Origin of the sequence: Allobosea psychrotolerans, assembly GCF_002917105.1 — a bacterium.
Classification (GTDB): domain Bacteria; phylum Pseudomonadota; class Alphaproteobacteria; order Rhizobiales; family Beijerinckiaceae; genus Allobosea; species Allobosea psychrotolerans.
The window spans coordinates 25946-40378 of record NZ_PQFZ01000023.1; the positions used below are offsets into that span (position 1 = coordinate 25946).

Consider the following 14433-nt stretch of genomic DNA (forward strand, 5'->3'; position numbering starts at 1 on the left):
CGCCCGGCCGCATTCTCTCGGTCGGACGCTTCAGGCGAGGCCGACGAGGTCGGACGCTGCGCGCAGCTGCGCCAGCAGCATGGCCTTGCCGGCCACCGTCCGGCAGCCGCGCGCGGCGGCGGCGGCGAGGAAGGGCGTGACTTCCGGCGTCATCACCACCTCGGCCGCGATCGCAGCAGGCCCGAGACGTTCGGCCGGCAGCGGCAGCGCGTCGCCCGTCTTCATGCCGAGCGAGGTGGTGTTGATGGCGATATCGCAGGCCGACGGGTCGTCACGCCCTGCCCGCGTGCGGCAAGCGGGGTAAGCCCGCGCCACGGCTTCCGCGAGCTCCCGCGCCTTGTCGGGCGAGCGGTTGGCGATGGTGAGTTCCGCTGCTCCGGCCTCCGCCATGGCGAAGGCGATGGCGCGCCCGGCGCCGCCGGCCCCGGCCTGCAGGACGCGCGCGCCGCGGATCGCGACGCCGGCTTCGAGCAACCCGCCGACGAAGCCGAGGCCGTCGACATTGTCGCCATGCAGCGTACCGTCCGGGTTGCGGCGCACGAAGTTCACGGCGCCGACCTGCCGGCCGCGCTCGCCGATGCTGTCGAGCAGCTCGATGACCACGATCTTGTGTGGGATCGTGACGCCGAAACCGGCGACGTTGCGCAAGCGCCGCAGCGTATCGAGGGCGCGCGGCAGATCCTCCGGCACGACGTGGAGAGGGGACACGGCGGCGTCGATGCCGCGCTCGGCGAAATGCTCGTTGAGCAGGGCCGAGCCGATGATATGCGCCACCGGATCGCCGAGGATGAAGAGGATGCGTGTCTTCCCGGTGATCCGCGTCATGGCAGGGGTTCCGGTTGGGGTGTGTTCAGGCGGCGGTCTGCCGGGCCGAGGCGACCGCCGCCAGCGCGGCATCGGCCGCTGCCAGCGCCTCGTCGATCTCCGCTTCGCCATGCGCAGCCGAGAGAAACATGTTGTGCCGCGGGTGGAAATAGACGCCGCGGGCGAGTGCCGTCTGGCAGAACAGCGTGCCCTTGGCGAAATCGGCATCGTCCTCGAACAGGATCAGCGGCATCTGGACCGGCCCGCTCTGCCGAAGCCGGATACCGTGGCGGGCTGCCGCCGCGTCGATCCCGTTTCGAAGCTTTGTCCCCATCGCTTCGAGATGCTCGACGACCCCGCCTCGGCGCATCACGCCGAGCGTCGCCACCCCGGCTGCCATCGGCACGGCACCACACCAGAACGATCCGGTGACGAAGACCTGCGAGGCGGCCTTGCGCAGCCATTCGCGGCCCGTGACGGCTGCAAGCGGGTACCCATTCGCGATCGCCTTGCTCCAGGCCGCGAGATCGGGCCTGACGCCGAGGCGCTCCCAGCTTCCGGCCAGAGCCAGCCGGAAGCCGGCGCGCACTTCGTCGAGGATCAGGGCGGCGCCCACCGCATCGCAGGCGGCGCGGGCGGCGAGCGCGAATTCCGCCGTCGGCAATTCCTGGTCGCGCGAGAGATCATGGCGATAGGCCGAAACGAGGACGCCGGCGAGGTCGTCGCCGGCTTCCTTCGCCGCTGCGCTCAGGCTCTCGGCGTCGTTGAATTCGTAATAGAGGATATGGGCGCGATCCTCGCTGGTCACGCCGACCACGGAAGGCGAGCACCAGGGCACGGCGCCGTGATAGGCGCCGCGGGCCGCGAGCAGCTTGCGCCGTCCCGTGCCGGCGCGGGCTATGGTGACGCAGGTGGTCGTGGCGTCGGTGCCGTTCTTCTGGAATTGCGCCCAGTCGGCATGGCCGATCGTGTCGACGAGGAGCTCGGCGAGCTCGACCATCGCCTCGGCCGGACCGTTCATGCAGTCGCCCAGGCGAGCCTGGCGCTCGGCTGCGGCCTCGACCTCCGGATGATGATGGCCGAGAAGATTGGGGCCCCAGCTGCACATGAAATCCAGATAGGAGCGCCCGTCCACGTCCCAGAGCCGGCAGCCCTCGGCGCGCGCAAAGAACTGCGGGTAGCCTTCCGGCAGCCTGTTGGCGTGGAGATGCCCCCACATGCCGCCTGGAACGACGCGGAGAGCACGTTCCCGCAGGGATGTATCGATCGAATTCTTCATCTCGGCCATGGCGTCCTCCGGCTTTCGATATATCATATAGTAAAATTCCCATGGCAAGTTTTTTGATGGGTGATCGTCACGGAATCGCTGGATTGGAGGATCGGCGAGAAGCATCCCAGCGTCGCATGGAGCGCATCTGGAAATCGCTCAATTGCAAGGGAATCGATCTGCGCGCCTGCGACTGCGTATCCGGGCCCGACGCCTCGATCGTTTGAGATCCGACCTTCCAAGACGGCAAGAGGCCTCGCCTGAGCCCAGGACGGCAGGCTCCCAAAGTCCCGCTTTCATGCGCTGCAGCCAATCCCGCTGCGGCGCAACCAAGGCCGAAATCCACTTAACGGCAACCTTGAGACTGTTCAGGCCAACCGAGCCGCTCTCCGGGCAAGAAAGGGCTCATGGGAACTTCGCAGGCATTTTGGGCTGGACGATGCAGGCAGCTGGGTCGCAGGCCTCAACTTCGCCGCGGACGATCTCACCAATGCGATGCATGCGCTCGACGATGTGCGCGCGGCTGAACGAGAGGCCAAGCGCAGAGCTCGCTCGCGTCCTTTGGCACCACCGGTGCCCTTCACCACGCATCGCAACCGGCCTCGTGGCGCCTGCGTTGGCAAGCAGACCAATCGTGACGGGGCAGCCTGGCGGCTGGTCGCACTATCTCAGACGAAATGTTGGATTATGTGTGATTGAGTCGCATCAATTGCGACTGACAAGAAGAATGGCGCGCCCGAAAGGATTCGAACCTCTGACCCTCAGATTCGTAGTCTGATGCTCTATCCAGCTGAGCTACGGGCGCGTACCGGAGCAAGCAGCGCGAGGCGTGCCGACCCGATGGCGCGGAGATAGCCGCTCTCGTTCGTCTTGGCAACCCTGAAATGACGCCGGCTCTCTGCCATGTGGACAAGGCTGCCGGCGAGGGCCGCGCCGCCCGCTTGCGAAGGCGTCCCGGCAGGCCAATGCGGCCTGCCGGGACGGGGGGCTTCGCCGTTTTGCCTGGCTCGTGCTTCGTTGCAGCTCGCTCCGTCATTCTGAGCGCCGCAAAGCAACAGAGAACGATGTGAGGGAAGCTTCCTGGTCGCTTCGCTGCTTTCGCTTCTCGGAACGACAGGGCAGGGGGGCGGAGCGAGCCTTAGAAATTGACCTTGTCGGCGCCCTTGAGCTGCAGCTCCTCGCGGGCATCCTCGGGCGTCGCGACCTCGAGGCCGAGGCCTTCGATGATCATGCGGGCGGCGCGGACCTGGTCGGCGTTGGATTTCGCCAGCTGTCCCGGCCCGAGCCAGAGCGAATCCTCCAGGCCGACTCGCAGGTTTCCACCCATCGAGACCGCCATCGCCGCGATCGGCAATTGGTGGCGACCGGCGCCGAGTACCGACCAGTGATACTGGTCGCCGAAAAGCCGGTCGGCCGTGCGCTTCATATGGATGACGTCCTCGGGATGGGGACCGATGCCGCCCAGGATGCCGAAGACCGATTGGACGAAGAAGGGCGGCTTGACCAGGCCTTTGTCGACGAAATGCGCCAGCGTGTAGAGATGGCCGATATCGTAGCACTCGATCTCGAAACGCGTGCCGTTCTCGGCGCAGGTGGTCAGGATGTTCTCGATGTCCTGGAAGGTGTTCTTGAAGATGCGGTCCTTCGAGCCCTCGAGATAGGGCCGCTCCCACTCATGCTTGAAGTCCTTGAAGCGGTTCAGCATCGGGTAGAGGCCGAAATTCATCGAGCCCATATTGAGCGAGGCGACCTCCGGCTTGAAATGGGCGCAAGGGCCGAGCCGCTCCTCGATGCCCATGGTCGGCGCGCCGCCGGTCGTGATGTTGATGACGGCGTTCGAGCGCTGCTTGATGACCTTGAGGAAGGGCTCGAAGGCTGCGGGCGACTGGTCGGGCTGGCCGGTCACCGGGTTGCGGGCATGGACATGGACCAGCGCCGCGCCGGCCTCGGCGGCGCCGACCGCCGCATCGATGATCTCGTCGGCCGTCACCGGCAGATAGGGCGACATGGAGGGGGTGTGGATCGCGCCGGTGACCGCGCAGGTGATGATGACTTTGCGGTTCTTCGCCATGGTCTGGCTCCTGTCGATTGAAGTGATCCGGGTTTCTTGAAACTCAGCCCTCATCCTGAGGAGCAGCCGGAGGCTGCGTCTCGAAGGATGCTCCAGCGGTTCCCGGAGCCTCCTGGACCATCCTTCGTGACGCCGCTGTGCGGCTCCTCAGGATGAGGGCTGTGGGATGTGTCGCGTTCATGCCGGCTTCCGGCTTGCCGCGCGCTTATGCGCCTGCAGGGCTGCAAGTCGGGTGTCGCGCCAGTCGCTCAGGCGTTTGACGCGTTCGGGCGATTGCGTGCCGGGCCATTCGCGCATGACCTCGGCGACGATGTCCTCCCCGAACGGATTGCCGAGGCCCTCGGACGATTTGACCATGCGGTTCAGGGACTCGGCATAGCGGGCGCAATAATCGGGAATGCCGCCGGGCGCGTTGAGCTCGATCGTCTCGAACGGCCCCATGAAAGACCAGCGCAGGCCCAGCCCGTCGCGGATCGTCTTGTCGACATCCTCGGCGCTCGCCACCCCCTCGCCGACGAGGCGGAAGGCCTCGGCCAGCAGCACGGCCTGCAAGCGGTTCAGCACGAAGCCGGGCTTCTCCTTGCGCAGCGTGATCGGCACCTGGCCGGCCTGCTCATAGAGCGCCTTGGCACGTGCGACGATCGCAGGATCGGTCCAGGGCGCGGGCGCCAGCTCGACGATCGGCACGAGATGGGGCGGGTTGACGGGATGGGCGACGAGGCAGCGGGCGCGGCCTGCGAGATCCTCGCTGAAGACGGACGCCATGATGAAGGAGGTCGAGGAGGCGAGGATGGTCGAGGGCGCCGCGAGCCTGTCCATTTCGGCGAAGAGCGCCTGCTTGGCCTCGACCGTCTCCGGTCCGTTTTCCTGGACGAGCTCGGCGCCAGCCAGCACGTCAGCGAGGCCGGTGGCGACGCGAATCCGGGCGGCCGAGCCCTTGGAGTCAGCAACGAGGCCGTGGCCGGCGAGCTCCTCGAGATTGGTCGCGATATGGGCGCGGGCCGCCTCGGCCGCGCCAGGCGCGACGTCATGCAGCGCGACCTCGAAACCGTGGCTGGCGAAGACGGTGGCCCAGGCGCGTCCGATCAGGCCGGAGCCGATGATGGCGATCTTTGTCATGCGGGGAGATCCTTCGGAATATGCTTCAAATCCTCAGCCCTCATCCTGAGGAGCGTTCCGCAGGAGCGCGTCTCGAAGGATGCTTCAGCAGTCTCCTGAACCTCCTGGAGCATCCTTCGAGACGCCGCTGCGCGGCTCCTCAGGATGAGGGCTGTTGGTGGCAAAAGGCACCCCATCACAGCCACAGCACCTGCCGGCGCAGCGCCAGATCCTGGCTCAGCGCGCGCGAGGGACCGGTGTGGACGACCGCGCCGCGCTCCAGCACGACGGTGCGGTCGGACAATGCCAGGGCGAGATCGAGATGATGGTCGACGATCACGATCGCGATCTCCTGTCTCAGCTTGTCGAAGGCCTCGAACAATTCCTCGACGACGGCCGGCGCCAGCCCCTCGAAGGGCTCGTCGAGCAACAGCACGCGGGTGTCGCCGGAGAGTGCGCGCGCGACCGCCACCATCTGCTGTTCGCCGCCCGAGAGGTAATCGGCCGGGGAATGCCAGCGCTGCTTGATGCGTGGGAAGAAGGCGAAGATCTTGTCGTCGTCCCAATGCGAACCATTGCCGGTCAGGCGTTTGAGCCGGCCGAGTTCCATATTGTCCTTGACGCTCATGCCGGCAAAAAGCCCGCGTCCTTGCGGCACATAGGCGATGCCGGCGCGCGCGATCACGGCTGGCGGCTGCCTGGCGATGTCCGAGCCTGCGAGCGTGATCGTGCCGGCCGCGGGCGGGGCGATGCCGGTGATGGTCTTGAGCAGGGTTGATTTGCCGGCGCCGTTGCGGCCGAGCAAGGCGACGATCTCGTTCTCATGCACGTCGAGGGCGACCTGCCGCAGGATATGGCTCTTGCCGTAATAGGTGTCGACGCCGTCGAGCCCGAGCAGCACGGCCGCGCGCGCCGCGCTCTCGCGCGGCTTTTCGGCGAGAGCATGGGCGCCCGAGCCGATATAGACCTCCTGCACGCGCGGCGATGAACGCGCATCCTCGACGGTGCCGTCGATCAGCACCGAGCCCTCGTTCATCACTGTGACATGGTCGGCGATGGCGAAGACGCGGTCGATATCGTGCTCGACCAGCAGCACGGGCAAATCGGTCGAGATCGACTTGATCAGATTGCCGACGCGTTCGCGTTCGGCGGCGGCAAGGCCGGCCAGAGGCTCGTCGAGCAGCAGCACGCGCGGCTTGGTCGCAAGCGCCAGCGACATGTCGAGCAGGCGCTGGCCGCCATAGCTGAGCGAGCCTGCTTCCGCGCTCTCGATGCCACGCAGGCCCATGGTGTCGATGACCTGGCTGGTCTCGTCATTGACCTGCGCCAGCGAGGCGGCCGCGCGCCAGGGCGCGAAACGCTCGCCTGAGCGCGCCTGCACGGCTAGCCGGACATTCTCCGCGACCGTGAGCGTCGGGAACAGGTTGGTGATCTGGAAGGCGCGTCCGATGCCGGCCTGGGTGATCGCCTCCGGCGACAGCCCGGCGATCTGGCGCTCGCGCAGGCGGACCTCGCCGCGATCGGGCTTGAACAGGCCCGAGATCAGGTTGAAAGCCGTGGTCTTGCCGGCGCCGTTGGGGCCGATCAGCGCATGCAGGCGGCGGTCCTGCATCGTGATGTCGACGCCCTCGACGGCCTTGATGCCGCCAAAGCTCTTGGCGAGGCCGGTCGCGCGCAGGATCGGGCCATCGACGCTGTCCGAGGCCTTCATGAAGGCGGGCAGCGTCACCGCGCCAGCCTGGCGGGCCGACATCGCCGCGTCGCCATCAAGCTGCTTGCGGAAGGGGCGCAGCAGGCGCTCTCCGACCCCGACGAGACCGGTCGGCGAGAAGACGATGAAGGCGACGAAGAGCAGGCCGAACCAGAACAGCCAGTTCTCGGTCGCGCTCGAGAGATAGTCGCGGAAGATGACGAAGAAGAGCGCGCCCAGCGCCGGGCCGAGGAAGGAGCGCATGCCGCCGATGACGACCATGGCCAGCAATTCGCCGGAGAAGGCGACCGAGATCGGGTCGGCCGAGGTCATGCGGTTGTTGAACAGCAGGAGCGAGCCGGCAAGCCCGGTCAACCCGGCCGAGAGCGTGAAGGCCGCGAGCTTGTAGCGGTCGGTCGCATAGCCCAGGAAGCGGGCGCGCTGCTCGTTCTCGCGGATCGCGACCAGCACGGTGCCGACCGGCGAGCGCTGGAAGCGCCAGAGCGCGAAGACCACGGCCATGCCGATGGTGGCGACGAGCATGTAGAAGGGCAGGGCCGCCTCGAAATCGATGCCGAGAAAGAGCGGACGCTTGATGCCGCCCAAGCCATCCTCGCCGCCGGTCACCGCTGTCCAGCGAAAGGCGACGGAATAGGTCATGGCGGCGAGCGCCAGCGTCAGCAGCGAGAAATACACGCCCTTGCGACGCAGGATCAGCGCCCCGAAGGCGAAGGCGATGAGCGCCACAAAAATGACCGCGAACAGGATCGGCAAGGCGAACTGGCCGGGGAACCAGTTGCGCTGCATCAGTCCCGCGGCATAGGCGGCAAGCCCGAACCAGGCGCCATGGCCGAAGGAGACGAGCCCGGTCGTGCCGACCAGGATGTTCAGCGCCATGCAGGCAATGGCGAAGACGACGATCTCGGTTGCCGAGGTGGTGCCGAGTCCGATCGCGTGCATCAGGGCGGGCAAGGCAAGGAGGCCTGCGGCCGCGATCAGGAGCGGCGCATAGTCGTGCCGGGAGGGTGTCATGGCGTCCCTCACTCGAAGCGCTGGATGCGTTCCCCGAACAGGCCGCGGGGCCTGAACAGCAGAACGAGCAGCATCATCAGATAGATCACCGCGGTCGACCATTGCGTGTAGCCGAGCCCGATGGTGATGCCCTTGACCAGGCCGACCATCAGCGCGGCCACGACCACGCCCCAGAAGGAGCCGAGCCCACCAATGACGACGACGACGAAGGCCGGCGTGATGATCTCCTGGCCCATGGCGGGGTGGATCGAATAGATCGGCGCCAGCAAGACGCCGGCGAGCCCCGCAAGCCCAATGCCGAGGCCGGCGACCGCGACCATATAGGGCTGCAGCGAGATGCCGAGCGCGCCGACCATGTCGGGGTTCTGCACGCCGGCGCGCACGACGCGCCCAAATGCGGTGCGCTGGAGCAGGAACCAGAGGCCGAGCACGCAGGCGGCTGCAATCAGCAGCAGCAAGGCGCGGTAGCGCGAATAGATGAACTCGCCGAGGAAGATCTGGCCGCGCAATGCGGTGGGAATCGAGAAGGAGAGCGGCGGCGCGCCGAAAATCATGCGCAGCGACTGCTCGGCCACCATGGCGAGCCCGAAGGTCAGGAGCAGGGAGAGGATCGGGTCCGAGCGGTAGAAGCGTTGGAACAGGCCGCGCTCGACGACGATGCCGATCAGCGCCACCAGCAGCGGCGAGGCGATGATCGCGCCGCCGAAGCCGATATGAGGGGCGAGCACGATCGTGAGATAGGCGCCGATGGCGTAGAAGGCGCCATGGGCCAGGTTGACGATGCCGCCGAGCGAGAAGATCAGCGACAGGCCAAGCGCGATCAGGAGGTAATAGACCCCGTCGAGCAGCCCGTTCAGTACCTGCTGGATGAAGAGGATGAGCAAGGGTTGGCTTTCCGCTGCGTGGAATGAAATGCCGTCATGGTTGGGCTTGACCCGACCATCCCGGAAATCAGGGGGCTACCGTCGTGAGATTCTCGGGTCAGCGCTGCGCGCTGCCCGAGAATGACAACGCCCCTTCAGCTCATCTTGCAGACGGCCTCGTCGCCCTGGGTGGCGATGACCTCGAGATCCTCGTTCGGGCCGGGAACCGGTGGTGACGAGGTGAAGAGGTCCCACTGGTTCTTCACCTGCGCCGCCGGAAGGGCGGTGATCGTGTACATCTCGCTCATGAGCTGGTGGTCGGAGGCGCGGAAATAGCCCGGTCGCGTCTTCATCACGTCGAACTTCGCGCCCTTCTCCCAGTATTCGAGGATCTTTGCGGTGTCCGTGCTCTTCAGCTCGTTCATCGACTGGGCCATGATCTTCACGGCCATGTAGTCGCCCCAGGCCTGGTTCTCCGGGGGCTTGCCGTATTTCTTGGTGAAGGCGGCGACGAACTTCTTGCTCTCAGGCGTGTCGATCAGGTGATGCCAGACGCAGGGCCAGACGCCGCCGAAATTGTCCTTGCCCGCGGCCCAGGCGAGCGCCGTGTCGAAGCCGAAGCCGGCGACCGGGAAAGTCAGCCCGAACTCGGAATACTGCTTCAGGAAATTGGTGATCTGGTTGCCGGCAAGGTTGGAGATCACCAGATCGGGCTTGGCGGCACGGATCTCGATCAGCAGGGCCGAGAAGTCGGTCGCGTCGGTCGGCACCAGCTTGTCGGCGGCGAACTGGCCGCCATTGGCCTCCATGAAGCGCTTGGCGACCTTGAGCAGGTCATGACCGAAGGCGTAGTCGGCGGTCAGCGAGAACCACTTCTTGCCCTTGACCAGGCCCTGCGCCATCAGCGAGCGGCCGCAGCTTTTCACATACATCGAGTTCTGGTGCTCGACATGGAACATGTAGCGGTTGCAGCTTTCGCCGCGCAGCGCGTCGGAATTGCCGCCGGTGTTGACGAAGAGCGTCTTGTTGCGGGCCGCGACCTGCGAGATCGTCAGGCAGGAGGCCGAGGAAATCTCGCCGAGGATGCAGGCGACCTTGTCGCGCTCGATCATGCGCTCGGCCTTGGTCGAGGCGGTCTGCGGATTGACCGAGTCCTCCTTCAGCGCCTCGAGCTTGCGGCCGTTGACGCCGCCGGCCGCATTGATCTCCTCGACCGCGAGATCGACCGCCATCACGGCATATTCGCCGAGCGGGCCTAGGAAGCCGGTGCGCGGGGTCAGATGCCCGTAGCGGATCGCGTCGGGCGTCTGCGCCAGGATCAGCGCGGGGCTGGCGATCAGCCCGGTGGCTGCGCCGGCGCCGAGGCCGACCAGCGCCTGACGGCGCGAGACGCGGAATTTCGATGGCTGTCGATCTGTCATAGGCGTTCCTCCCAGAACGGTTCCGCGCTTTGCGCTGGATTCTCGACCCGTGGTCTTTTTGAAGTCGCGGTCTTGCAGCCGCTTGTCGTGATCTGTGATCACAGTTAAGTTGGCAGACATGATTGGCCATGTCCAGCCCTCTCCCGTTGCCGCCGCCGCCATGGCCGACGATGCGCCCGGCGCGGCGGAGACGCCGCGTGATCCTTGGGTGCTGGATGAGGTCGGCGCGCTGGCGCGCGAGACCCTGGGCGAGCGGGTCACCGCCGAATTGCGCGCGCTTTTGGTCGCAGGTCGGCTCGCGCCGGGCGAGAAATTGTCGCTGCGCCGCGTCGCGGAGGCGCTCGGCGTCTCGATGATGCCGGTGCGCGAGGCGGTGAGCCGGCTCGCGGCTGATGGAGCGCTCGAGGTGCTGCCGGGGCGGGCGGTGCGCGTGCCGGTGCTGACGCTGGCGCAGTTCCGGGAGCTGACGCGATTGCGGCTGGTCGTCGAGGGCTTTGCCGCCGAGGAGGCGGCGCGCAAGGCGACGCCGGATCAGCTCGCCCGGATCGCGGCGCATGAGGCCGCCTTCCGGCAGGCCGCAAGCGCCGAGGCACCGGACCCGGCCGGCGCGGTCGCCGCCAATCGCGACCTGCATTTCGCCCTCTATGAGGCGGCCGGCATGCCCAGCCTGATCGAGATGATCGAGCGGCTCTGGCTCAAGGCCGGGCCGATCCTCAATCTCGACATGCGTCATGAGCCGCGCCGGCTCAAGGGCGGCCGCGCCATGCAGGAGCATGAGAAGCTGCTCGCGGCGCTGCGGCGCGGCGATGCCGCGGCGGCGCGGGCGGCGCTGGAAGCCGATATCGGCGCGGCAGCGGCACATATCGAACAGACAGGGCAGCTCAAGGAATCGGATTGATCCCACGAGAGTGTTTTCGAGCGAAGTGGATACGGGTTCCCTCGCGACAAACGCGAAGCGTTTGCGTGGAGAAAACGCGTCAAAACAAAAGGCTAGAGCAGTTTCCGATCCAGTTGGAGCGGAAACTGCTCTGGCGAGCGCCAACCACAGGGAGAGAACATCATGGATTTGCAGATCGAGGGCTTGCGCGTGCTCATCACCGCCGGCGCGGGCGGCATCGGGCGTGCGACGGCGCGCGCCTTCGCGGCCGAGGGGGCGAAGGTGCATATCTGCGACGTCGATCGCGATGCGCTGGCCGCGATGGCGCAGAGCGATCCGGCGGTCACGCAATCGGTCTGCGACGTCTCCGACCGCAAGGCCGTGGGCAGGCTGTTCGAGGAGGCGCTCGCGGCGCTGGGCGGGCTCGACTGCCTGGTCAACAATGCCGGCATCGCCGGCCCGACTGGCCGCGTCGACGAGATCGACCCGGCGGACTGGGACGCTTGCGTCGCCATCGACCTGACCGGCCAATTCAACTGCACGCGGCTTGCGGTGGAGCGTCTCAAGCAGTCGGCGAATGCCAGTATCGTCAATCTGTCGAGCCAGGCGGGGAAGCACGGCTTTCCCTTGCGCTCGCCCTATGCGGCAGCGAAATGGGGCGTGATCGGCTTCACCAAGGCGCTGGCCGCCGAACTCGGCGAGTTCGGCATCAGGGCGAACGCCATCTGCCCGGGGCTGGTCGACGGCGCGCGCATCCAGAGCGTCATCGCCAACAAGGCGCGCAGCATGAACATCTCGCATGACGAGATGGCGGCGCGGCTCTTTGCCGGCGTCTCGATCAAGCGCTTCGTCGACCCCAATGACATCGCCAAGCAGATCGTCTTCCTGGCCTCGCCCTTCGGCAAGACGATCTCGGGGCAGGAGGTATCGGTCTGCGGGGATACGCGGATGCTGAGCTGAGGGAGAGGGAGGCCCGCCGTCAGCCGGCGTCGATCCGCTGGGCGAGCTTGATCGGGCGGCCCTTCGGCAATTTCTCCGCGATGCCGTAAAGCTGCTCGCGGCGGTCGATCTCGCGCCAGACATCGTCGGGCGCGATGCCGATCTCGCTCCAGAGCACCACCAGATTATAGATCAGGTCGGCGCTTTCGAGGATGGTGCGGCGGCGGTCGCCCTGCACGGCTTCGAGCCCGACCTCGACGGCCTCCTCGGCGACCTTCTTGGCCATTTTCGGCATGCCTTCGCCGAGCAGCTTGGCGGTGCGCGAAAAGGCGGGATCGCGCGAGCGTGCTGCGAGGACGGCGGCGTGCAATCTGCTGACCGAATCAACCATTCCTAGAGCGTCACCCCGCCGCATGAGGGTTTCATGACAACCATGTCGGAGCAGGCCCGACAGGCGAATCATTCGTCGGCTCAATTTAACGCGGATATGCCCAAGGGGAAGGAGAATTGGCGCGGAGTGCGCTGGCGGTGCAGCCGTCACAGCACCGGTCCGATTCCGTAACTCTTTGAGTTTGCACCGACTTCTTCCGAAAGCCGGATTCCATTTTTCGGGCCGATGCTCTAAGGTTTGGCGAAAGGCGCAAACAGTGTCGCGACCTGGAGATAGACCTCGCGCTTGAAGGGGATGATCAAGGCAGGCGTCCGTTCCAGCTTCTCCCAGCGCCAGGCATCGAACTCGGCCTTGTGACCGCCTGCGGGGGTGAGCGTGTTGATCTCGTCATCAGGGCCGTCGAGGCGGAAGGCGAACCATTTCTGTGCCTGGCCGCGCCAGCGCCCCCGCCAGGCCTCCTTGCCGATATCGACAGGCAGGTCGTAGCTGAGCCAGCCGGGCGCCTCAGTGAGCAGGGTCGCGGAAGTGACGTTGGTCTCCTCCTGCAACTCGCGCCTCGCCGCCTGAAGCGGCGTCTCACCCGCATCGATGCCGCCTTGCGGCATCTGCCATTCATAGCCTTCCGCGACATGCTCGCGCAGGCTGCGATTGGCCCGTCGGCCGATGAAGACGAGGCCCTGCGCATTGAACAGCGCGAGGCCCACGCAGGGACGATAGCCCTTGGGCGGGGAAGCGATCATCGCAGAGAGCCTGTCGAGGACGGGTTTCGGAAGCCGCGCGCCGCGCTGACCGGCACGACGAGGATGCCCTTGGCCTCGAGCGACGGCGCCCAGCGCGCGATCCGCTCGATCGAGACGGGCAGGGCGCTCGCCGAGGCGATGACGATGCCCTGCTCGCGCGCCAACGCTTCCAGCATGGCGAGTTCCTTGTCGATCGCGTCGGCCCGGGCGACCGTGTCGATGACGCGATCGACCTTCATCGCCGGGATCTGGGCGCGCGCGGCCGAGGTCGCGAGCAAGCTGCGCGAGGAAGAGCCGTCATCGACGACGATGAGCCCGCGCCCGGCGATCTCGCGCAGGATCGGCGAGAGCGCGGCCTCGTCCGCCGTCAGGCGGCCGCCGAGGAAATTGACGATGCCGACATAGCCGGTGAAGCGCCCGAGCACCCATTGCAGCCGGTCGAGATTCTCAGCCGCCTTCGGGCCGGTCAGCAGGGTTTGCGGGCCAGGGTCGTTGTCGGGATAGTCGAACGGCTCCATCGGCACCTGGAGGAAGACCTCATGGCCCTCGCCGCGCGCGCGCTGGACCGTGCGCTCCAACTCCGGACCATAGGGTGCGAAGGCCAGCGACACCGTACCCGGCAATTTGGCGATGGCGTCGGCGGTGCCGCTCTGGCTGATGCCGAGGCCGCCGACGAGGAGGGCGATCCGCCCTGCCGGCTTGGTCGCGGGCTGCGGCCCGAGCGGGCGGGCATAGATCTGGGCGGGCGTCACACCGTCGGGGGCGGTCTTCGGCAGCAAGCCGTGGCGCGTGCGCTCGACCAGCCGGCTGTCGGGGGAGGGGGCGAGCTTGATCGTCGCGGGGCTGTCGGGGATGGTGATGACGATCGAGCCAGGCGCTTCTGCGCCTGCTCCTGGGCGCACTACGGTCACGCCGGCTTCGGTTTCGAGCTGGCTGGCACTGGCCTGGGTTCGGGCTTCCGGTGTGGAGGCCGGCGGCGTCTGCGAGGTCGCTTGCGATGGGGGGAGGCGTTTTTCGATCAGCGCCGTGGCCATCGGTTCGCCGCCATCGGGATCGCGGCGCGTCGCGACGAGAAAGAGGAGAGCGACCACCGCAAGGCCGACGGCGCCGCTCGCGCCGAGGGCAAGCCAAAGGCCCCATGGTTTGCCATGAGGCGCGGGGCGATTCTGGCCGAGCGGCCGATTGAGCTCGGTGAGCGGCGTTCCGGCCAAGGGCAGCCGTCCTCAGCTAAGAGAGCAAA

The 14433-nt window shown here is 66.8% G+C and carries 12 protein-coding genes and 1 tRNA gene; 2 read left to right on the plus strand and 11 right to left on the minus strand.

The features are described 5' to 3' along the window. Window positions 1–30 precede the first annotated feature (30 nt). The 8 genes from CYD53_RS25820 to CYD53_RS25855 all read right to left on the minus strand — a co-directional run bounded on the left by CYD53_RS25820 (window position 31) and on the right by CYD53_RS25855 (window position 10246). Window positions 31–825 (minus strand): shikimate dehydrogenase family protein, encoded by a 795-nt coding sequence (locus CYD53_RS25820; protein ID WP_103720964.1) that lies wholly within the window; start codon window positions 823–825, stop codon window positions 31–33. 25 nt (window positions 826–850) lie between these two features. Continuing rightward, complete coding sequence (locus tag CYD53_RS25825; protein ID WP_425428345.1) at window positions 851–2092, minus strand: aminotransferase class III-fold pyridoxal phosphate-dependent enzyme; 1242 nt, start codon at window positions 2090–2092, stop codon at window positions 851–853. Window positions 2093–2799: 707 nt separating this feature from the next. Continuing rightward, window positions 2800–2876 (minus strand) — tRNA-Arg (locus CYD53_RS25830). A gap of 333 nt (window positions 2877–3209) precedes the next feature. Beyond that, window positions 3210–4142 carry a 3,5-dioxohexanoate:acetyl-CoA acetone transferase gene (kce, locus tag CYD53_RS25835; protein WP_103720965.1) on the minus strand — a complete coding sequence of 311 codons (933 nt, stop codon included), beginning with the start codon at window positions 4140–4142 and terminating at the stop codon, window positions 3210–3212. Between the two features lie 177 nt (window positions 4143–4319). Further along, window positions 4320–5261: a 3-hydroxyacyl-CoA dehydrogenase gene (locus tag CYD53_RS25840; RefSeq protein WP_103720966.1), complete on the minus strand. Its 942-nt coding sequence runs from the start codon at window positions 5259–5261 to the stop codon at window positions 4320–4322. 175 nt (window positions 5262–5436) lie between these two features. Beyond that, window positions 5437–7962, minus strand: coding sequence for a branched-chain amino acid ABC transporter ATP-binding protein/permease (locus CYD53_RS25845; protein ID WP_103720967.1), 2526 nt, complete (start codon window positions 7960–7962; stop codon window positions 5437–5439). A gap of 8 nt (window positions 7963–7970) precedes the next feature. Beyond that, entirely contained in the window at window positions 7971–8846 is an 876-nt protein-coding gene (locus CYD53_RS25850; RefSeq protein WP_103720968.1) for a branched-chain amino acid ABC transporter permease, read from the minus strand. A gap of 134 nt (window positions 8847–8980) precedes the next feature. Continuing rightward, complete coding sequence (locus CYD53_RS25855; protein ID WP_103720969.1) at window positions 8981–10246, minus strand: ABC transporter substrate-binding protein; 1266 nt, start codon at window positions 10244–10246, stop codon at window positions 8981–8983. 118 nt (window positions 10247–10364) lie between these two features. Here CYD53_RS25855 and CYD53_RS25860 point away from each other — a divergent pair, with 118 nt between their 5' ends. Further along, entirely contained in the window at window positions 10365–11144 is a 780-nt protein-coding gene (locus CYD53_RS25860; RefSeq protein ID WP_342751743.1) for a GntR family transcriptional regulator, read from the plus strand. Window positions 11145–11306: 162 nt separating this feature from the next. After that, a complete protein-coding gene (locus CYD53_RS25865) occupies window positions 11307–12083 on the plus strand; it encodes an SDR family oxidoreductase (RefSeq protein WP_103720970.1) in 777 nt (258 codons plus the stop codon). Window positions 12084–12102: 19 nt separating this feature from the next. Here the strand turns inward: CYD53_RS25865 and hisE are convergent, their stop codons facing one another. The 3 genes from hisE to CYD53_RS25880 all read right to left on the minus strand — a co-directional run bounded on the left by hisE (window position 12103) and on the right by CYD53_RS25880 (window position 14404). Then, entirely contained in the window at window positions 12103–12453 is a 351-nt protein-coding gene (hisE, locus tag CYD53_RS25870) for a phosphoribosyl-ATP diphosphatase (protein ID WP_103720971.1), read from the minus strand. A gap of 230 nt (window positions 12454–12683) precedes the next feature. Beyond that, the gene (locus CYD53_RS25875; RefSeq protein WP_103720972.1) at window positions 12684–13193 is read right to left on the minus strand and encodes an RNA pyrophosphohydrolase; all 510 of its coding nucleotides are present in this window, start codon (window positions 13191–13193) and stop codon (window positions 12684–12686) included. After that, window positions 13190–14404: a divergent polysaccharide deacetylase family protein gene (locus tag CYD53_RS25880; RefSeq protein WP_103720973.1), complete on the minus strand. Its 1215-nt coding sequence runs from the start codon at window positions 14402–14404 to the stop codon at window positions 13190–13192. Before CYD53_RS25880 ends, CYD53_RS25875 begins: the two co-directional genes overlap by 4 nt. Window positions 14405–14433: the final 29 nt, after the last annotated feature.